A 20,711-nucleotide genomic window follows, 5' to 3' on the forward strand; every position below is an offset into this window, starting at 1 on the left:
AAGTGGCGCGAATATTACAACGCTCATATAAAGCAGACACACGAACTCCATAAGACATCGGACGTCCTCGTTCTCCTCGGTGAACCTGGCTCCGGAAAATCTTTCGAACTCAACCTTCTTCGCACCATTGCGCAAGCCGAGCCGAGCCGGCGGGTGCTAAGTCTGGACTTGGGAAGGTATGCTGACGCGGTGCTTCTAGACACAGCGCTACGCCGACTGTTGAAAGACTGCGTGAGCACGGGGATTCATTCTGTTCTCTTTCTCGATGCACTGGATGAATCTCGAGTCAACATCAAGTGCGCAGAAACAGTACTCGAAGATGTACTTCGTGACGTCTCTCCCGGTGCGCTTCAGCTAGTTATCACCTGCCGTACGCCAGCGTGGCCGGGTTCGTTCGAAGAGTTCCTACGAGCGCATTGGGACAGCTGTCACGGGGCGGCGCTATGGAGCCAATGCGGGGTCGGCATAAGGGCGCCACTTGAGGGGCGGCACATAGGCGCCAGTCCAAGGGCGGCGTAATGGCGCCACGTTAGGGGCGGCGCATAGGCGCCAGCAGCATCAGGGCGAGAACGCGGTTCGAACTTTCCGAGTCGGTACGCTCCGTTCTTTTTGAACGGAGCGTCCATGGCCAACAGGAGGTTCGAATTGTTTGAATACCGCCAAGTCCTTGTCCGCATGCGGCAAGGCGATTCTGACCGCGACATCGCGCGCGGCGGTTTGATGGGGCGCAAGAAGCTGACGACCGTGCGCCGCGAGGCTGAAGCGCGTAGTTGGCTGGATCCGGTGCAGCCGCTGCCGGACGACGCTACGATCGCGGGTGTCTTCGGGCGCACGCCGCACCTGCCGCACACCTGTGTGTCGACGGTTGAGCCATATCGCGAACAGGTCCGCGAATGGCTTGCCGCCGGCGTTCAGGGCACCACGATCCATGCCGCCCTTCAACGCAATCATGGCTACGCCGGCAGCTATTGTGCCGTGAAGCGCATGCTGCGCCATCTGGCTGCCGAGCGCAGCGTGGCCACCACAACGATCCTCGACTTCGCACCGGCCGACGCCGCGCAGGTCGACTTCGGCGCGGGACCCGTGCTGACGGTCGAGGGCATTGCGGTCCGGACGTGGATCTTCGTGATGACGTTGTGCTGGTCGCGCCACCAGTATGCCGAGATCGTGCTGGACCAGACCGTCGAGACGTGGCTCGCCAGCCACCGGCGCGCCTTCGAATGGTTCGGCGGCTGTCCCGACCGGGTCATCATCGATAACGCGAAGTGCGCGATCATCCGGGCGTGTCGATACGAGCCGGCGGTGCAACGCTCGTACGCCGCGCTTGCCGAGGGATATGGATTCCGGATCGACGCCTGTCCGCCGCACGATCCCCAGAAGAAGGGCGTCGTCGAATCGGGCGTCAAATACGTCAAGAAGTCCTTCGTGCCGCTGCGCGAGTTCCGGGATCTGGCCGACGCCAACCGGCAACTGCGCGAATGGGTGATGCAGCAGGCCGGCACTCGTATCCACGGCACCGTCCACGAACGGCCGCTGACGCGCTTCGGCGTCGAGCGCCCGTTGCTCGCTGCATTGCCGGACGTGCCGCCGGTACTGTCGGTCTGGAAGGAGGTGGCGGTCCATCGCGACGGCCACGTCGTCTACAAGCACGCGCTGTACTCTGCACCGTTCACGCTCGTCGGCAAGTCGCTCTGGCTGAAGGCGACCGATACGGTCATCCAGCTGTTCCATCGGCATGAACTCGTCGCAACCCATCCGCGGCAGCGGGCCGGCGGTCGCCACACGGTGCGAGATCACCAGCCGCCCGAAGCGCAGGCCTGGCTCGAGCACGATCCGCAGTGGTGTCTGGCGCGCGCGAAGGAGATCGGGCCGTCGTGCCACGGCGTGATCCTCGCGCTGTTCAACGACAAGGTGCTCGTCAACCTGCGCGGCGCGCAGGGGATCATCCGGCTGCGACAGAAAGTCGGCGATCAGAGGCTGGAAGCAGCCTGCGAGCGTGCGCTCGCGTTCAGCAGCGCGAAGTACAGCACCATCAAGGGCATCCTCGACAAAGGCCTGGACAGCGAACCGGTGCCGCGTCCCGCGTCGGCCCCGACTGGCGCTTACCAGAACGGCGGCCGCTTCGGCCGTGATCTCCAATCCCTGCTGATCCACTGACACCATGAACCCGAGTCCCGAATTGAATTCCATCCTCAAACAGCTGCGCCTGTCCGGCATCCTCGACTCGCTTGAGCAGCGCAACCGTCAGGCGATCGACGGGCAGCTCGCCTATACCGAGTTCCTTGCCATGCTGCTGCACGACGAGGTTGCCCGTCGCGAACACAAGAAGCTCGGCACCCGTCTGCTGCGCGCCGGCTTCGCGATGGGCAAGACGCTCGAGACGTTCGACTTCGACCGGCTGCCTACGTTGAACCGCTCACACGTTCATGATCTCGCGACAGGCCGGTATCTCGACGAGAAGGTCGCGATCCTGATCGCCGGTCCAACCGGCACCGGCAAAAGCCACTTGGCCCAGGCGCTGGGCCACTGCGCCGCCCGCCAAGGCCGCGATGTGCTGTTCATCTCGCAGACCGAGCTGCTCAAGCGATTGAACGCCGCGCGCGCCACCGGCGCCTATGACCGCAAGTTCCAGCAGTACGCCCGGGTGCCGCTGCTGATCGTCGATGACTTCGCGCTCAAACCGCTACGTACCCCGCAGGACGAGGACTTCCACGATCTCGTCGCGGCCCGCTACGAGCACGCGGCGACCATCCTGACGTCGAATCTCGACTTCGGTGAATGGGGCGCCGCGTTCCCCGACAACCGCATCCTCGGCACCGCCACACTCGACCGACTACGCCACGGCGCCTACCGGCTCGTCCTCGAGGGCGACAGTTACCGCACCCCGAAACCGATGCCAGATCCCCCTCAAAATGCAGTTGCCAAAAACGGCAAAAAACCGCAACCTTGAAACCGTTCGAATCCGCGTTTTACCCCCGGTTCTGCTGGCGCCATTACGCCGCCCATCCCCGGCTCCTTTACGCCGCCCCGCGACAACAGCTCCGGAGAGTCTCGGATTTCGGTCTTTGAAATCGCACCGCACTCTCGACAGCAAGTGTCTGGACGTTTGCAAGAAGACGGAATCGACGAGGATGGATTCTTCGCAGCCCTTGACGATTCTGGCGCGCACGGCCTCGCCTTGCAGCCGTTGGGATGCGGATTTCGGCGATGGTGATCAATCGTTTCGGCGAACGTGATCAGTCTGGAAGGTGGTGTTGCGCGGTCAATGGATTATAGCGACGGTGATCACGATCAGGCGTCAGCGGACTCGGATTTCGTTTTCTTTCTCATCGAATCGCCCTTGACCGGAAGCTTGTGGGCCTGATGCACGAGCCGATCGAGAATCGCATCGGCGAGCGTGGGGTCCTGCAGCCACGCGTGCCAGTGTTCGAGCGGCAACTGGCTGGTGATCACAGTCGAGCGCGTACCGACACGATCATCAAGTACCTCAAGCAGATCATTGCGCGCCGCCTGGTCGAGATCCTGCAAGCCCCAATCGTCGAGGATCAGCACATCAATCTTCGCGAGTTGCGCAAGCCGACGTGTGAAGCTGCCGTCGCCGTGCGCGATTTTCAGCTCTTCGAACAGCCGCGCGACGCGCACATAGAACACGGAGAAGCCCTGCCGGCACGCCTGCTGGCCGAACGCGCAAGCGAGCCACGTCTTGCCCGCGCCGGTGGGGCCGGTCAGGATCAGGTTCTGAGCATTGCGCACCCAGTCGCAGCCGGCGAGCGTGGCGACGATGCGCTGGTCCAGCCCACGGGTTTGCCGGTATTCAATGTCTTCGACGCAGGCCTGTGGGTTCTTGAGCTTCGCGGCGCGCAGCAAACGTTCGAGTCGTCGCGTATCACGCCAGGCCAGCTCGCGATCTACGAGCATGCCCACGCGTTCCTCGAATGACAGGCTGGTGCTTGCCGTGAGCGTTGACTGCTCCTCGAACGCGCGAGCCATGCCGTCCAGTTTGAGCGCCTTTAGCTGGGTAAGGGTGTGCTGCATCAACATCGTGACCTCCTTCGGGTCAGTGGTAGTAGTCGGGGCCGCGCACGTTCTCGTGCTCGGGCGAGCGCCATTCGGCGGGCGTGGTCGGGAGCGAGGGCTGCAGGTCAAGTCCCGCTTCCAGGATTGACAGCACGGAGCGACGCGTGGGCGAGCCGATCTTCAATGCACGCTGGCATGCGGCCTCGAGGCGGTGTTTGCCGTACTTGCGCGCGAGCGAGAGAAGACCGAGACAGGCGCGATAGCCCATCTCGGGGTGAGGTTTGTTGGTCAGCAGATGCCGCACGACAGCCTCGGCGCCGGGGCCGACGGATGCGCCCCAGTTGAGCAGGCGCCCAGGCGTCCATTCCATGTGCGCGCGATGCGCAGCCGGCATGTGTTCGGCGATGGTCGTGTGTTTGCCTTTGAGGCGCGAGCGAGCGTGCGCAGCGACACGCTTGCCGCCATGCAGGATCTCTACGCCGTGGCGTGTGATACGCGCCCAGACCTCCTGCCGTGCGAGGCTATGCGGGACGCTGTAATAGTGGCCGCCGACATCGACGTGGTAATCGATGTTCACACGGCACTTCTGGAAGGTGGCGATCTCGTAGCGACGCACGGGCAACGGGCGCAGGACGGGTTGGTCCAGCCGTTCGAACCATTCACGCCGGTTGCCTTCGAGCCGCTTGAACGGGCGCTGGTTTAGGTCGGCGATCAGTTCTGCAATCGCCTTGTTGAGTTCAGCCAGACTGTAGAAGCGATAGTGGCGCAGTCGGGCCAGCACCCAGCGCTCGACGATCTGCACGCCGACTTCGACCTTGGCCTTGTCCTGCGGTTTGCGCGGACGCGCCGGCAGCATCGCGGTGCCGTAGTGGTTCACGAAGTCCTGCGTGGTCGTGCCGAGTCCGGGTTCGTAACGGTCGGGTCGCGCGATCAGCGCCTTCGGGTTGTCGGGCACGAGCAGCTCGGGCACGCCGCCAATGAACTCTAGCGCATCGCACAGGCTGCCGATCCAGTCCGCCATCGTCTCGGTGCGCGTCGCGCACGCGAACGTGTAGTTGGATGCGCCGAGCACGGCAACGAACACGTGCGCCTCGAACTCGACGCCGCCATCGCTCGCCAGGACCGGCACGGTGGGACCCGCGAAGTCCGCGAACAGCTTCTCGCCGGCGCGGTGCTGCTGACGCATCGAGCGCTTGATCGACTTCGCCCAGTCCTTGTACTTCTGGCAGAACTGCGTGTAGCGGTACGTCCGCTGGCCGGGGTTCGCTTCAGCGTATTCTTCCCACAGCAGTTGCAGCGTCACGCCCTTGCGGCGCAGCTCGCGATGCAATGCCGTGTAGTCGGGCTCGATGCGTCGCGTCGTCGTCGCCGCGGCATTGGTTGCCGCAGGCCTCAGGCGCGCGTCCAGTTCGTCGTCGGACATTGCTTCGGCTGCCGCCCAATCGAGTCCCGCCTGGCTGGCTTGGGCCGCGAACTTCGAGACGGCACCGACGCTGATGCCGATAGCCCGGCTGATCTGCCGATGCGTCAGGCCACACGCCCACTTTAGTCGCAGGACTTCCTTCAATTTGCGCATGCTCATCCGAGGTGTCGGCATCGGCACTTCTCCCGCAAAAAAGGGAGCAGGCTAACGCCGTCGGTGAATACATGCGCAACGCCACCGCCAGACTCAAACCCGGATTACGTTCCGGTTACGTGATCACCCGTTTCGGTCCCGTGATCGCTCATTCCGGCATCGTGATCACGCGTTTCGGAAACCTGTGATCAGCGATCACGATCAACCGAAACGGGTGATCACGATCATTCGGAATCCATGATCACGATCCGCCGAAATGCGTGATCACGTTCGCCGGAATACGCAGTTGGGACTCAGATTCTTGATGTCGCAGTTCGAAGAAGGCTCCACATTCGCCTCTAATAGATGGGAGCTATATGAGCGAGGGTGCGCGGCCCTTCTTAAAGAAAGTAACAAGCGCCGCGTGGACGGTCGAAGTCTCTCGCTTTCGAATGTGCAGTCTCGAATGCAACTAGCCGGCCTGCTAGCGACACATGCGTTGCTAACAAATCACACAGACATTGTGCTGGACAGCACAGGTGATTTCGCGCCGGAAGGCGCGTTGTGTTTGGACGTTGCCCGATTACTGGAGCTTCCGCTTGCTTCCAGCGGGGGCGACTGGTACGCGTCAACTGAGCAGTACGCGGAAACGCTACAGTCCGGGCTATTTGCAGTGAAGGCGGACGGCACGTTCGTCTTCGCACACAGGACATACGCCGAATTTCTCACCGCTCATTTCATCTCGTCGCTTGGACTCCCGGCCAAACGAATCATGACTCTTCTCAGTCTGGCAGACGGCTCGGGACAGCTGGTATCACAGCTCATGGAGCTTTCCGCTTGGCTGGGTCATGCCAACCCGCAAGTGCTCGCGTTAGTGCTTCATGCCGAACCTTCCATGGTATTTGACAGCAGCGTGTCGCTCGCAGATGAAGAGGACATTGCTGCTGTCTTCGACGAACTGACAACTCTTGTCGAGCAGCACAAGTTCCCCATATACGACAGCAGACTAATCCGCGCATACAGCAAGCTACGTCATCCAGCTTTGCGCGAAAAACTGCACCACATACTTGCTGACCGTTCACGCGTCAGCGCCCTACGTCAGTTCGCATCTGACGTCGCACAAACGTGCGGATTGGTTGACGACATCCCGGCACTCCTCGACATTGCCATGGACCCGTCGGATAACTATGAGGTGCGCCAGAGCGCTGCAAGTGCCGTGCATGCTGCCGGGTCGCTAGCATTGAAAAGCGCGCTGCTGACTTTAATGAAAGGAGCCCACCCCGAAGACGCCGACGACGAATTGAGAGGTATCGCATTGCTTTGCGCTCTGGACTCTGAGGTGCCCGTGTGCGACATCATTGGCTATCTCACCAAGGAGCAACGCTTGAACTTCACGGGAATGTACGCGCTAGGTCTGCGTCGCCTGGAGAACGCGGACCTTCAGCCTCCGGACGTAGCACCGCTCCTATCTTGGTTGGAGACACAGCTCCGCAAAGAGCATTTGGACGCTCCATGGGAGGACTTTGTAGTCCACATGTTCGGCAAGACAGCATCCGCTGTTCTATCGTTTGATGAAGGGTGGAGTGCTTTCGGGAAAGTTACTTGGCTGGCGATTTCAAACAACCATAGACTTTCAACATCCCGGGATAAGCGCGGCTTCGACAACGGCCTCGAGCTCCAGACGAATCCTGCATGGCGACTGCACCTGCTAGATTCAATCCTAAACGCAGCTGACGGGGACCCACGTATCGCAGCCGGCCAGTTGCGCTACGGAACGAGTTTGCTCACGGATACAGATGCCCAGTACTTGATGGAGGCGTACCAGCGAGAGGCGAGCAACGGAACTAAGAAGAAAATTCTTGCAAACCTCCTCCTGTGGTACGTCTTTGACAACAGTGTTGTCCGCGAGTGGTTGCTCAACGTAGCGGGACCGAATGCGGAAAGTCCGGACCCTCTGCTAGCCGAAGTCGCTGCCGAACACGTCGAGCCAGTATTGCTAGACTCCCCGAGTGCAGACAACCTGAGGAAATCACTGGCATTAAGACTCGAGCACAGTATGCCGCCGAAGCCAAACACCAACAATCAGAGGTCCGTAGACCTCCTGTTGGCCGCTTTGACGCGGGCCGAGTGCGGGGACTCGAGGCAGTGGGTCAACATCCTAGCGTACCTCCGTTATGAAGATGATTTCGAGTACTATCTCTTTCCCTACCTAGAAGTAATGAAATCACCTCTGTGGCCAACGCTTGACGCCGGAATTCAGTCACGGTTGGCTCACATCGCATTCTCATACCTGCACGACACGGGGCCCGCAACCTCCCTCGCCTCAAACGAAACAAACAACTTCGAAGACGCCGGCATCGCAGCGCTCGTGTTTCTGCACTCGACTGACTACGGCAACTCTGATGAGTTCGGTGAACTAGTCGTGAAGTGGGTTCGCGGTCTTGCGCGATACCTACCGGAGGAGCAGCCACGCCCGATTGTGAATGAACTCCTCCGGCAGGCGTTCGGGCGAGCAGAAGCGTCTGTGCTATCGGTGCTATCGGAAACTTGTGAGCAATATTTGTCCGGTAGCGGCCTGCCGCGTTTGCCTGATTTTGCTGTGTGCTTCATGCCCGAGCCACTTCTTCACAAACTTGAAGCAATGCTTCCCGGTATTCAAAGTGAGCAGGGCTTTCGAACACTCGCCTCGTTCCTCATTGAACGAAATAGCCGACATGCAATCGAGAGTCTGCTTCGACGCGTCCAATCATCGACAGACCTGGCGGCCGCCCCGTCTGTCAAGTTGATGGCGCTGCTTGCTAAGCATGCTGCCGACCAACTGATTGAGCATATCTGGGATAGACTGCGAGCACTTCCGGAAGCTATGACGCAGTTGGCGGCCGAAATGCAAATCATTGTGGCCGGTCAGGATGTACCTCTGCTACGTATTAACGCGGAGGTGACTGAGCAGTTCTTCGAGATTCTCGAGCAGCGATATCCTACATCCACTGATATCAAGACTAACGGCATCGTTACTGCTCGCCACCATATTCAAGATTTCAGAACCTGTTGCATTGTCAACTTGCGTGACCGTGCGGACACAGCAAGTATTTCGGCGCTCGAGAGAATCTCTGCACGGCATCCGCAGCTACCCTGGATTGCACGAATGGTACATGAGGCGGAGCAGAAGGCTGCCCGTGACTCTTGGCTTCCCTATGAGGTGCCCGAGGTTGCCGCCGTTCTGGGCATCGCGGCTGGTCGCGTAATTCGAACCGAAGCTGAGCTTCATGACGCCGTTGTCGACGAACTTCGAAGGATTGCCGGAAAAATTTCGGCGAATGCGGCGCTACCCGCCGTTTATCACCTGTGGGACGAAATATCTCAACGCCCCAAACATGAGCCTCGGATTTGCGATTGGCTTAGCAGCGAACTGCGAGACCGCCTTTCGCACAAAGGCACTATTGTAAATCGTGAGGTTCAGGTGAGGTCGCACAATCCGAAAGGGATGGGCGAACGAACAGATATCCTCATCGAACTGTCTCCCACCACGACGAGCGGAAAGCCTCGGAACGCGCTCCACCTTGTGATTGAGGTCAAAGGTTGCTGGAACGCAGACTTGATAACAGCTCCTGCGTCTCAATTGCGCGACAATTACATGAAGGCATACAACGCCACATCGGGCATCTATCTCGTCATGTGGTTCATGTGTGATAGATGGACTAAGGACGACCACAGAAATAAGGAAACGCGAAAGCTCATCCCGGACGAGACATTCGACGCCTGCGTCGAAGCCGTGACTGCAGCCTGCAGCGCAGCATCTATTGGCACTACCACGATAACGCCTTTTGTCATCGACTGCACCTACTAGGTCCAAGCACACATACACGAGATGTCGCCGAGCTGATTACGTCCAACCGCGCCGTCTTCCCATTTTGTGTCAAAGGCCAATTGAGCGGATATCGATAGAGGATTTCAAGAGCCATTCGCTAATGCCGCTCCATGTACGCCATGAGGTCCTGCATCGACGTTGCGGAGCTCAGATGTTCGTGCCGCTCGTAGCGTGCTATTGCAGCGACCGTGCGCGGTCCGATGCTTCCATCCGCCTGCCCACGCAGGTATCCACGTGCAATCAATTGATGTTGAATCGCACGACGGACATCCGCTTCGGTCCGTGTTGCAGTAGCCGCTCCCGCCGTAACAGGAGTCGAAAATTTTGCGAGTAGAAGGTGGGTTTGCGAATCGGTAGCGGTATGCGTCATAGCATACGCAATCGCCGGCGTCGCAGCCTCCCGGACCGTGGGTACCCAGTGCATAGTACCGGCCGCTCCATACAGCGCGCCGACAAATGCTGCAGCTGCGGAAAACAGGCACGCACCTTTCAAAGGTGCCCAGTTACGCCCGCGCTGTCGGTATTCGGCTGGCACCTTGCGGCGCAGAAGCGAGCTTGTCGCGGCGCTGAACATCCAGCCTACTGGTGACACGAACAACATGGCCAGCGTAGTAGCGATGACAGCGAATGCCAGCGGCAGGACTGCACTCCACGGATTCGCTATCGAAAAGTTGGCGAAAATGTCGGCCGTAAAGACAAAACCCGCGAATGCAGGGAATGCAGCAACCAGGGCCCAAGCCGCCCGCGAATTTGGCGGCGAAATCTTGTCAAGTACGTGGAGAAACGCTCCGCCAATCGACTCCGCTGCCTCCTTCGTGATGAAACCCTCCGCCGCGCGGGTGACCGCATGCTCGGGATTCGCTCGGGCCTGCTTGTCGAGCTTCGCCAGTGCGCGTATCGAGCGGTCCAGGACCGGCAACTCACATAGTGATGAGAAGAGCTTCTTTGCTTGCCGCCGGACTTTCGAGCGTCCCCGCTTAGTATTGCTCAATGACGCAATCTGCTCTAACTCGGCACGCAGCAGTTGGTCAAATACCGGAGGCGTCACGATAGGGACGATGTTGCTGCCGACAGCGGCTACTTTGTACGGTTTCTGCACAACGTTGAGGCTGAGTTCGACAACGTCGGCAGTGCCTTCATAGCACGCGACCCAGTTGTCATTGTCGTTGTATTCCGTACCGGTCAGCTCGAACGGGACCAATCTCCGGGCACCGGTCGGTCCTCCTCGCTCAAGGGTTCGCACAAGCGCATCGGCAGCCAGTCCGCGGTGGCACGGCACGTGCCATGACGGACGTGCCAACGCTTGAACACGAGCAACGTCGGTGAAGAATCCATGTCCCGCGCATGCACCGCATGTCTGCTTACCGGAGCCGCCACAACGCGCGCAAACAACACGTCCACTGCCAATACAGAAGCCGCAAGTTTCGCGAACTGTTTGCGTGTAAGTCTCGTTACGGTTGCCGTTCCATCGGGTATGCGTGACCGTTCTATTCTTCGAGCCGATACCGCCGCAGCTGGAACAGCTGTTCCGTCCTCTGCCCGAGCAGCCTCCACACGACACTCTGCCGCTACCGCTGCAACTCCCGCATTGTCGAAACACGGAGTAAGAGCCGAAATCGTGCACAGGGTGGACTGCTGCCGATAACTCGAGTCCGTTCGCGCCGGCGACATCGATGCGCTGCATGAACGGAACGCGAATGTCGCGGTTACGTACGGCCTTCTCGCACAACATCCGCAGGTGATTCTGGAAGTCCGCGGAGTTATAACCGAAGTGTGCGCCGGATATTGCGGCATTACCTTTCGACGTAGTCGTCGTGACGTCGTGCTCGAATCGCCAGACAACGAACGCAGTCGCGAGGTAGCGTGCAGTAGACTCGTCCGTGGGTACTACGTCTTCTTCTCGAGCATGATTGCCGACAAAGAGATGCCGAAGATTTTTCAGTAGGCCGTGCCCTTGATGGCTCAGTTCCACGTCGTTTATTCCTGGTCCGCTATTGCTGCTGCCCAACTCGGCAGCATTCCATCTGGCGTATCGGCAAATCCGACAGCAACTTGAGCGGCTGACGTACATCTTCAGTAGCGCCAGCCAAGAGCACCTATGCTTTTCGTTCGAATTCCCAGAGAGCGGACTGCATACGGTAAGCACCAGTCTTATCAGGCGCGAACACCTCGGGCATGCGCTCGCCCTGCTGCACCAGCACGCCAGGCACGTGATAGCCCTGTGCCTTCCAGATACCGGTTTCAGGACAGACTTGGCCGGTACGCACCGTTTTCGTTGCGCTGTCCTGTAGTGCAGGTGCGCTGACCTTCTCTGCTTCGAAGTTGCGCGCAAAGTCAGCAAGGTCCTTCGGGTACAGCAGATGGTCGCGGAAAGAGCTGTCATCCAGCTTCAGCAAGTATGCGGCGGCGGCAGCTTCTATCGCCCAGTAGCCGACATACGCCCCTTTGCCATTCTTCTGGGCTTCGAGGTGGCCGTCGTGCCAGGGAGCGCCGGCCATACCCGGGTACCACGCCTCAAGATATTCGCTGATGTCGCGGACACACTCATCTTTCGTCCCGCGATAAAAGGAAAAAACGAGCGGACGATACGGTACATCGTGGAACCAACTATCTACGTCGACGCGGCCCTTGAACTCATACGACAAGAGGTCCTCATACAGCGTGTCCTGCCCACGATAGGCTGGGTCAAACATCTCAACGATTCTGGGCAGCAGGTCACGTCGATGCATGAGATAGCAGCAACCAATAAGCTGCATGACGGCCTCATAATCACCGATAACACTAAATGCCCGCGGGGGCTGCTCTGCGTCCGCCTCATAAATGCGCTTAGCTTTGGTGTATTGCTCGAACGCATCGACGACTGAGTCGAGTTCGACACGCAATAGCCCAATATCCACGCCCCCCGTGTACATCAGCAAGAAACGACGATAACGGTACGATGAGAGGTACAGTGCCGTTGTCGCTTTACGCTCGGTTTCGGTTTCGCCAGTGGGTGCCGTATTTTCCGACCAGTATGTAACGTCGTCACTCAACGACGCCATCAGCCACTTGAAGTAGTCCTCGCCCAGGAAACGCTGTCGCCGCTTAGAATCAAAATCGTCGCTCATGTCCACTCTCTCAAGTTACTTCCGCGATTTTAGCCTGCTGGCTTTGAGCTTGACAGCTTCAGCCACTTCCCCTTCCTTGTAATGGTGGGTGAAGGGAAGGTCGTGGTCCGTATGTCCGTGTTCGTCCCCCACAGCCAATGCTTCAACGTGCTGCGCTGCTGAAGGAAGGTAGAAAGGAACGTACAGAATGTGTCGGGAATACCCAGCCCTTAAGATTGACGAAACCAATGATTCGGGTACGGCCTGAGGAAGATTCCGCTCAATCCAGGCGGTGCTCATTTGAACCCTATCGACAGATTTGTCGCCCTTGGCTGTGTCTTTCCCGCCAGCATCAGTTGTTGAGCCGGAGCTGGTTTGCGGCGATGTGGTCGGGGACTTTTGCTCGCCATGAGCCGGGACCTCTCCAGCCCCACCTCCAGCAGTTGGCTTGCCTCCGCCGGGGGGAGGCTTTCCTCCCCCGCCCCCTTGCTTGCCGCCTCCCTTGGCGGGTACGGTTGGGCCGGCATCCTCAGGTGGCTCGAGAAGGTCGTTTGCAGGCGGCCGAACGGCTTCCTTCACGGTTCCGAGTTTGCCGGCAATACTATGCTTGGCGTTTGGGTCCTTCAGCTTTCGTGTCGTCGTCGATGCCTTGATTTCGACGATAGCGAAATCCTTCGTCTGGTTGCTGAACGGTGCGGCACGCCAAACGCCGTCAATACCGCGACCGCGGGCATTGGGGTCGAACAGCTTGTTCAGCTTGCCCTTATCGTTGAGCTTGCCCATGACCCGAAGGCCCGGTTTCTCACTCCATTTGCCACTCGGACCCTTGTCGTGGTCCTTCCAGCCGTTGCCCCACTTGAGCTTCTCATAGCAGTAGTAGTCGCCGATGTGCTCGCCCAGGATGCCGGTGATACTCGTTGTGATATCAGTTACCGCGAGCTTGGCGTTCACCACGCCTCGCGAGGGCGTCGGGACCGGACGGTCGTGACCCGCCTTGGCCTCTTCGCCCTTGGCGCCGGGCTTTTCGGTGGTCCGATGCTCCTCCAGCGTGCTGACAGCCGACGAGTTCGGCTGCTTCTTGCGCCAGTGGAGCAGCTTGCGCTGGACGAACTGCGCAAGCCAGTACGGCAGGTTCGTTTCGACGAAGGTCAGCGCCTGCATGAATGTGACCTGCATTGCGGACGGCATCTCGCGATACAGCCAGGACTTCTGGATGTGTTCGCGCGCCTCGGTCAGGTACTTCTTGACGCCGGTGGCATCGAACAGCTTGTCAATCAACGCATCCGGGCTGGTCTGGATGTGCGCTTGCTGGAGCACCAGACGCAGAATGTCGAACAGCAGCGGGCCATAGATTTCCGACTTGTGGTTGACGAGACGAAACGTACGCTTGACGCCGGCGCCGACGACCGGGACCCAGCCTACGACGGCAAACACCAGGTCGATGCCGGCCTCGATTTTCGTCATCTCGTCCGCACTTTCGCGTGCGTTCCATACGGTCCAGACGCTCTCCGTGGTGTCGTAAACGTTCTGCGCGACGTAGAACATCGGGACAGCATTGGCTGCCATCGACCAGCCAATCTCTTTGACCGCGTCTTCTATTGCTTGTTGGTCGCTTTCGTTCATTTCACGTCCGGCCGGCCAGAAAATTTGTTGAACAGGCTATAGAGATTTTCGTCCGTAATACCCTCGTGCCCGGCAGCATGCAGTTCCTTGAGAACATCGGGCTGCGTAAGTTCCTTGGGTGCGGGAACAGGCTGCGGCGTGAATGGGCGCGCATCCTCACCGAAGAAGACCTTGGCAGTCCCGTCTGGCACGTCACGGAGGACCGCGTGACCATTGCCGTCCAGCTTGCCAGCCATCGTCGTGCCGTTTTCAAACACCACCTTGTAGGGCGCGTTGGGTACCGATTTCAGGTTGTTGTCTGTGAGGTTCAGCTCGAGCTTGCTATGCAGGTCGCCCTTGGGCAGCGCGGGCAGGTCGTACGTGCCGCTCGTCGGGCCATTGAACGAATGCTGTGCGCCCTTGACGTCAATCTTGCCAGGCGCATGAATTTCGATGTTCCCGTCCTGGAGGCGGATGTACGCTCCGCCCGAGGTCAGCAGGATGCCCTGGCTGGCTGCAACCTCAACCTTCTCGGTGGCGGACACGACCTTCACCGTCTTCTGTGCCGTCACTTCGATGTTGTCCGAGTGCGCCTGAATCTCGACCTTGCCCTTTGCAGCGAACAGCTTCATCCCGGCGTTCTGCACGAACAGGCTGATGCGCTGGGCTACGCTCGCAATGAGCGACTTGCCCGCGACCAGATGCGTGCTCTGGCCGCTGACCAGGTTGACCTGCTCGTCGGCGCCCAGGTGTGCCGACTGCTGTGTCGAGAGGCCAATGCCCGCAGGGCTCGACACGAGCAGAACGGGCTTCTTGAAGGCGTTGGCCGCGCCCGTTCCTCCCCCTGCCGTGCGGCCGCCGTTCGACTGACCTTCGACGCGGTCCGTGGTGGCGTCGTTGAAGGACTGGAGCGCGTCCTGGCCGGCCTTCAGGCCCTCGGCCTGGTGCATGATGCTGGCCTCGGACAGCGACTCGATGAGATTGTGCGCGCCGTCAAGTTGCTGCCGGGCTTCACGCACCTCAAGCTGCTGCGCGACACCTGAGCTGGAGTGCGTCGTCAGGAAGAGCCCAAGGTTGGCGCGAATGGCGCCGTAGGCATCGGTGCGCAGGTCGAAGCCGCTGCCAAGATAACTGCCGCGGATGTTGCCGTCCTGGGCAATGAGGTATCCCAGGTGAAGCATCGAGCTGGCTTGCGAGGAGAACAGTTGCAGCCGGTTCTGCGCGGTTGCATCGTCCATTACGAGCTGGTTGTAGCCCTGGCCGCCGTATTCCTTCGAGCGGTAGCCGGAAAGGATGCCATTCGTGTGCCAGCGCGGCTGCGTGGCGCCGTTGTAAACGCGCCCCGTGGCAATCGGCCTGTCACAGTCCCCACCGACCCAGTCGATGGTCACTTCTTCCCCTACGCGAGGCACGTGTACGCTGCCATACCCGCCGCCGGTGTCGGAAAAAGCAACCCGGACCCAGCAGGTCGACGCAGTGCCGTCACGCCGGTCCCAGTGCATGCGTACCAGGATGCGGTTCAGTGAATCGGTGTAGACCTCTTCATTCCCAGGCCCTACGACGGTCGCCGTCTGCAGATGCATGACAGGCTTCTGGTGCTCGAACGGGCTGCGAAACGGCACCTTCTGACGCTGAGCTTCGACCTCGACGAGGAAGAAGCCTTCGCTTCCCATGACGTCCTTGACCGTGAATGCCGACGCTGCCCCCTTGTGGGTATCGCGAACTTCGGCAAAACGCGCGTCCAGGCTATGCGGATAGGGGCGACTTTCGCCGACCGGCAGATTGTTGCGGATGTACCAAGTTGTTTCGACCACGACGAACTTGCGGTCCTCTGCACTATCCCGGTCATGCTCTGGATGGTCCAACAAGCTAAACCAGTGTCCCACGTCAATGCTTGGTGCGCTGCCTACGCCGTAGAATCGCTTCGCGCGCGACTCCCATTCCTCCAGCTTGAGCTTCGTAAGCTGGTCGCCGCGGTCATCCTCCAGGTACGTGTACGGTCCGGTGTACTCGTAGACCTCGGCCTGCTGCGGCAGGTTGCCCTGATTCGCGACGGTAGGGAATGACTTTTCCTTGCGCGCCTCGGGGTTCTTATAGTCGAACGTACTCGTCGAATACGATGTGCTCTGCAAGCTCCGCGTGCCCGACCAGTGCACGAGCGCGTCGGGCTGGCGCGTGACGCCGGCACGATAAAACCGGACATGCTCCTGCTCAAGCGGCTTGAGCGAATACAGGTCGTCCGTGATTACGAGGGTATGCGACTTACCATCGTCGGCGTGCTCAAAATAGTAGAACCAGCCTTCCGATTCCATCAGCCGATGCACGAAGTTCCAGTCGTCCTCATACTGAACGCAGAACGAGCGAACTGGCGAGGGCTTCTGCACGTCGATTCTGTAAGCACCGATTGCCTGCGGATGCCCTTGAAAGACTGTTTCGAGAATGGCCTCGACCGTCTGGTCCTGGAATATGCGAGCGTCCTTACGGAACTTCAGGAAATGAAGCCAGGACGAGAAAATCAGCTGCAGACTTGTAAGTCGTCCGTCAGCGCCGAGACGTCGTGCGGTATGTACGTAGCCGTGTTGTGGTCGGTAGGTCTTGTCGGTTTGCTGAAGCCAGAGTGTGACTGGTTGCGCAATGAGTGATTTCAGCTCGAGCGAATCCAGCAGGGAAACCACGTCGAGCGTGTACTCGTAATTGCGCCCCAAGTGAGCAGTACCCACCACGATATGCGGTAGCAGCACATTCGGCCCGGCAAGGGTATCCAGCTTCACAATCCGGTCCGACTGGAGTAACCCCGAATTCATTAACGCGATAAGGTCCTGCGCTCCCATTTGATTTTCCTTGTATCGGCTTCTCTCAGAGCCGAGCGAAATCATACGGGGAAGACCCTATGTGCACAATATAAGAGATATGAACCAAGCTTCCGACAAACAGAGGCAGCAACAATCTGCTGAAATTGCGCACATTTTTTAAATAATTGAGGCGGGAGCGAACCATTGGTGGCTGCGGGCGCGGTAATTCAATGGCTCATAAGTCCTTGCCCGTTTCTGCTCCTCCGGCCAGTAACGAGGTCAGATTTGCACGAAGAATCCGGCCGCCACGAGAAACTCGACCGTCTGCTCAAGCGACAACCGCAATGCGACCGAAACCCTGTGCGCGTATTCCGCCACGCTGTCCAAATACACCCGCGCCATCAAGCTTTGCATCGCAGCGTCCGGCCGCACGCCGGCTTGTTCCGCGGCAAGATAGATTTGCATTTCGTCGCCAAGGCTGCGCGACCAGAACAACCCTCGAGTCGCTAAAGCAGCTGGACTCTGCGGATGTGTTGGCGCTAGTCGCTCCTGCTCAGGAAGCACGTCTTTCAAAATCTCGAATTCCTGGCCAGAATTCCGGCGGAGATAGCCGTGCTTTGCAAGCAAGGACATAAAGTCCCACACGGCGACCGGGAGTGACCTCGACGCGGACGGCAACACGTCGTAGCGCTGGGTCAGCCATTCTGCGACGCATTCAACCGTCAGTTCGGACGCGGTGCGCTTGCCCCGTTGGCGATAGATAAACCTTCGGAAGACATCGGCCTGCCAAATCCGCGCATGCGCCTTCACGGCGGATGCCCAGCGCACCTTGCTACCAAACAGCAGCGGCCAATCCTGCTCAGCCAGACCGAGCTTCCCGGCGAGGAACTCCGTCTTGCCTGCGTCCGGTGCTTGGCGAAAGAGCTTGTTCGCCCGCTCAATCTTTCGCCGGGCGGCGTCCCGCTGCGCCGCGGCCGCGGCGCGCTCACGTCTGGCCAAGGCCCGCTCCCGTGCGTATTCAGCCGCAATCTCAGCGCCATCCTCCTCGAGCCGTGCTTCTTCTTCACGGCGCCGTGCGTCGAATACGGCCCGGGCTTCGGCCCAACCGGGGTAGAAAAGCCATCGCTTACCTGCAACCGTGTCGACGATGCGACGCGTGAGCGCGTCGATGGTGACATCGCGTGCGACGTCCGACAGGTCGATTTCGAGGGCGGGAATCGCGAGGCGGTCGAGCTGCGCGAGCTTGTTGCCGTCGGGCTCGTGGGTCACGACGACTTCGACAATTAGCAGCTGGTCCCCGCATTCGGCCACGAAGTCCGGCCGAATGCCGTCCATCCACTTCTCAGCCTCACCCGCCGCAGCCCAGTGGATGACGTGCTCATCGCACACCATGATGCCTTCCTCGAGCGCCCCCTCATCCAGGCAGACCAGTGCCGGCGCGCATAGATGCCGATGCTCGAGCAGAATCTGTTTAGCCAGCATGTGAAGTGCCGTTTCAAAACCCTTCGCACAATCCGAACCCGGCCGGTGCGAAAAATACCAAGCTTTCACTTCACCTTGCTTCAGAATCACCGGGCTTCGGCAGGCGGCACAGCGAAACGGCCCTTTCGCATGCTTCGGCAGGTCGCGTGCAGCGACAAGACGCCCCAACGGGCTCACAGCAAATGGGATGGTCAAACCGGCTTTCATCGAGCAAGAGCGCAAAGCAGGAGTGGCTACTATAACAACACGACAGGGGTTCACCGCGTTCGAACGTGGTTCCAACCTTGTCATCCTGGTCGCGTTCCTATCAGTACCGGCGGAAACTCTTTCGATTTCGGGTTGTTTGCGAGCGTGAATTTCTCGCCGCGTATGAGATTGACGACATCGCTGACATGGACGACGATGACCTGCGCCGCAAAGCACGCGCACCACCCGAGCCGCAGGATTGAGGGCCGGCGTCTGACGTGCAACGGGTCGGCCGACGGCAGCTGCGGGGACGGCGAAGACTTCCGCGATTACATGCGAATACTGGGTACAAACCTTCGGCGGTGCGCCGGGAACGACAGTGGTCACAGTGTCGCTCGAGAAATCGCCTGGCACATCACCCACGCCCATCTCGACGCCCTTTCATCCCATCCGTTTTGCAGTCCATATTAAATAATCTATATGTCAACCGCGGACCGGCTGGGCCCAGATTCCTGGCAGCGCTGCAGCAGATGTCGCGATATCAACATTGAGGGGGTAGTGCCGAAGCAAACGAAGCGCCAACGCTCGCACTTCACTGGATGCTGCGCTATCAGCAGCGACAAGCATCTGCAGAAACTCGCGCGTCGAAATCACCGCGTTTGTTCGCTCATCCGCAGTTGTCATCTACCACCCCGGCCAGGAACTCGTTGGTGACGTCCGAGATTGACTCCACCCCGGCCCCCTCACACCAACATTGCCAAACATAGTCAGCGTTATCCGACCGTCCGGGTTGGCCAACGAGTTGATAGACGCGCCCCGACTGCGTCTTGCCTCGCAATGTGCGATGGTCGAACGCGACAATCGGAGAACTCACGCGGCCACTGAAGTCACGTTCATCCGCTCCGACAAAGTGCCGTGTCCCGCCATCGATTTCGAGAACCCTCCACCTGACAATGGAAACCTCGGGTTCGGCGGCTACGGGACCAATCTTCCAAAGTGCCATGGCTCAACCCCTCCCGGCGCGTTTGATGTCGTTCGAACGGTCGCGGTTGCGGGGCGCCACACCAGATGTGTGCCGGAAGTGACTTCGCGTGTTTGCGAACTGCTCGTATGGAAACACGTGCACTCCGTCCCGCACGCCACGCTCGGCAAATCCTTGCACCAACCGTGGCAATGCCGGCGAGACCGGGTGTCGTCTTTCGGCCCGCGATGGGGCGCGTGCCCCCTCAAAAACAGACATAAAAATCGCTGTTTTTATTCTAGCTGAACAGCCGGAAATGACAAGGCGAAAGGTCGGCTGCCGCTCACGCGAGCGGCGAGGCAGGTGGCGCCTCAACCGCCGCAACGAGGTCTTCGTAGTCGATGAAACGCTCCATACTTGAACTGCCCAGTGCAACCACACACTGGAGAAACTCGGGGAGCGATACTGTTCCGTCTAGAAGATGGGAAGCGAGTGTCCGTTCAGTCAGGTCCGCACCGAGGCGAACCATTCTCTGCGCCAGTTCCTCGACTGTAACTGTTGGGTGCCGAGACAACTCAGCTTCGATAACCGCTCTAGCTCTATCCTCCCAGGTCCCCGGGAACGACGCAGGTTCGAGCCAAAGCCGAGGCATCTTGGCGCGAGTCACGGAAAGTATCTGCAGAAGGAGCCCGAGCTTAATCCTCCCTCTCGATACTCGTGACGCGAGCGACCTCTCACTTTCCTTTACGCCCACGGACGTCAACGCACAAGCAAGTTCTGCATAGCTCACCCCCTTCCGCGCAAGCACGGCGCGCACGACACGCGAGGCCAAACCGGTCCAGGGGGTGTCTGCTTCGCTCACAAGACTCCTTGCTTCTTCGGGCACGCGAACTAAACTAAAATGACAGTAAAAATCGCCGATTAAAACCAAAGCTGCTGCGCCCAATACATCTTGAGCCAGTAGCAACCAGGAAGGCCATCGTCGGGGAGATTGTACTGTGAGAGGGACGCCCTAGGTGCTGCTGGACACACGTTGCCCGCAAGTGCCCACGAGAAAACCTGCCTGCGCATGGCACGCCAAAGCTTATTAGCAAGCGAGCGCAACGCCGCAAAAACAAAAGCTGAGGGGGGAGTGAAAACAAGAAGGGAAAAGCGGAGACAC

12 protein-coding genes are annotated in these 20,711 nt (G+C 59.5%); 3 read left to right on the top strand and 9 right to left on the bottom strand.

Annotation, left to right across the window (positions count from 1 at the left end; translation table 11 throughout):
* Positions 1–645 precede the first annotated feature (645 nt).
* Both istA (CFB34_RS01810) and istB (CFB34_RS01815) read left to right on the top strand, forming a co-directional pair.
* Positions 646–2,157 (top strand): IS21 family transposase, encoded by a 1,512-nt coding sequence (istA, locus tag CFB34_RS01810; protein ID WP_027809980.1) that lies wholly within the window; start codon positions 646–648, stop codon positions 2,155–2,157.
* A gap of 4 nt (positions 2,158–2,161) precedes the next feature.
* Complete coding sequence (istB, locus tag CFB34_RS01815; RefSeq protein WP_012213993.1) at positions 2,162–2,950, top strand: IS21-like element ISBmu1 family helper ATPase IstB; 789 nt, start codon at positions 2,162–2,164, stop codon at positions 2,948–2,950.
* 341 nt (positions 2,951–3,291) lie between these two features.
* On the opposite strand, the gene istB (CFB34_RS01820) is transcribed toward istB (CFB34_RS01815), so the two are convergent.
* A complete protein-coding gene (gene istB / locus CFB34_RS01820) occupies positions 3,292–4,041 on the bottom strand; it encodes an IS21-like element IS408 family helper ATPase IstB (RefSeq protein ID WP_006397350.1) in 750 nt (249 codons plus the stop codon).
* A gap of 16 nt (positions 4,042–4,057) precedes the next feature.
* Complete coding sequence (gene istA, locus CFB34_RS01825; RefSeq protein ID WP_011875599.1) at positions 4,058–5,614, bottom strand: IS21-like element IS408 family transposase; 1,557 nt, start codon at positions 5,612–5,614, stop codon at positions 4,058–4,060.
* 424 nt (positions 5,615–6,038) lie between these two features.
* Here istA (CFB34_RS01825) and CFB34_RS01830 point away from each other — a divergent pair, with 424 nt between their 5' ends.
* Complete coding sequence (locus CFB34_RS01830; protein WP_089444685.1) at positions 6,039–9,419, top strand: hypothetical protein; 3,381 nt, start codon at positions 6,039–6,041, stop codon at positions 9,417–9,419.
* Positions 9,420–9,537: 118 nt separating this feature from the next.
* Here CFB34_RS01830 and CFB34_RS01835 read toward each other — a convergent pair whose 3' ends face one another.
* The 7 genes from CFB34_RS01835 to CFB34_RS01860 form a co-directional block, all read right to left on the bottom strand.
* Complete coding sequence (locus CFB34_RS01835) at positions 9,538–11,412, bottom strand: peptidoglycan-binding domain-containing protein (RefSeq protein WP_179243818.1); 1,875 nt, start codon at positions 11,410–11,412, stop codon at positions 9,538–9,540.
* A gap of 124 nt (positions 11,413–11,536) precedes the next feature.
* Positions 11,537–12,547 (bottom strand): PoNe immunity protein domain-containing protein, encoded by a 1,011-nt coding sequence (locus CFB34_RS01840; RefSeq protein WP_089444687.1) that lies wholly within the window; start codon positions 12,545–12,547, stop codon positions 11,537–11,539.
* A gap of 15 nt (positions 12,548–12,562) precedes the next feature.
* Positions 12,563–14,149 (bottom strand): hypothetical protein, encoded by a 1,587-nt coding sequence (locus tag CFB34_RS01845; protein ID WP_089444688.1) that lies wholly within the window; start codon positions 14,147–14,149, stop codon positions 12,563–12,565.
* Positions 14,146–16,959 (bottom strand): type VI secretion system tip protein VgrG, encoded by a 2,814-nt coding sequence (locus tag CFB34_RS01850; RefSeq protein WP_089444689.1) that lies wholly within the window; start codon positions 16,957–16,959, stop codon positions 14,146–14,148. The genes CFB34_RS01845 and CFB34_RS01850 overlap by 4 nt, the downstream gene beginning before the upstream one ends.
* A 240-nt stretch (positions 16,960–17,199) precedes the next feature.
* On the bottom strand, positions 17,200–18,597 hold the full coding sequence (locus tag CFB34_RS01855) for a competence protein CoiA family protein (RefSeq protein ID WP_179243817.1): 1,398 nt from the start codon (positions 18,595–18,597) through the stop codon (positions 17,200–17,202).
* A 474-nt stretch (positions 18,598–19,071) separates the two neighbouring features.
* Positions 19,072–19,272 (bottom strand): BPSL0761 family protein, encoded by a 201-nt coding sequence (locus CFB34_RS39165; RefSeq protein WP_089444691.1) that lies wholly within the window; start codon positions 19,270–19,272, stop codon positions 19,072–19,074.
* Between the two features lie 620 nt (positions 19,273–19,892).
* Positions 19,893–20,435, bottom strand: a complete 543-nt coding sequence (locus tag CFB34_RS01860; protein ID WP_311766477.1) for a DUF6471 domain-containing protein — start codon at positions 20,433–20,435, stop codon at positions 19,893–19,895.
* Positions 20,436–20,711: the final 276 nt, after the last annotated feature.

The organism is Burkholderia sp. HI4860 (assembly GCF_002223045.2).
Taxonomy (GTDB): domain Bacteria; phylum Pseudomonadota; class Gammaproteobacteria; order Burkholderiales; family Burkholderiaceae; genus Burkholderia.

Excerpts from the sequence above, each read along its gene's own strand:
- CFB34_RS01840 (WP_089444687.1), bottom strand. The coding sequence starts at position 12,547 with ATGAGCGACGATTTTGATTCTAAGCGGCGACAGCGTTTCCTGGGCGAG.
- istB (WP_012213993.1), top strand. The coding sequence starts at position 2,162 with ATGAACCCGAGTCCCGAATTGAATTCCATCCTCAAACAGCTGCGCCTG.
- CFB34_RS39165 (WP_089444691.1), bottom strand. The coding sequence starts at position 19,272 with ATGACAACTGCGGATGAGCGAACAAACGCGGTGATTTCGACGCGCGAG.
- CFB34_RS01850 (WP_089444689.1), bottom strand. The coding sequence starts at position 16,959 with ATGGGAGCGCAGGACCTTATCGCGTTAATGAATTCGGGGTTACTCCAG.
- istA (WP_011875599.1), bottom strand. The coding sequence starts at position 5,614 with ATGCCGACACCTCGGATGAGCATGCGCAAATTGAAGGAAGTCCTGCGA.
- CFB34_RS01845 (WP_089444688.1), bottom strand. The coding sequence starts at position 14,149 with ATGAACGAAAGCGACCAACAAGCAATAGAAGACGCGGTCAAAGAGATT.
- istB (WP_006397350.1), bottom strand. The coding sequence starts at position 4,041 with ATGTTGATGCAGCACACCCTTACCCAGCTAAAGGCGCTCAAACTGGAC.
- CFB34_RS01830 (WP_089444685.1), top strand. The coding sequence starts at position 6,039 with ATGCAACTAGCCGGCCTGCTAGCGACACATGCGTTGCTAACAAATCAC.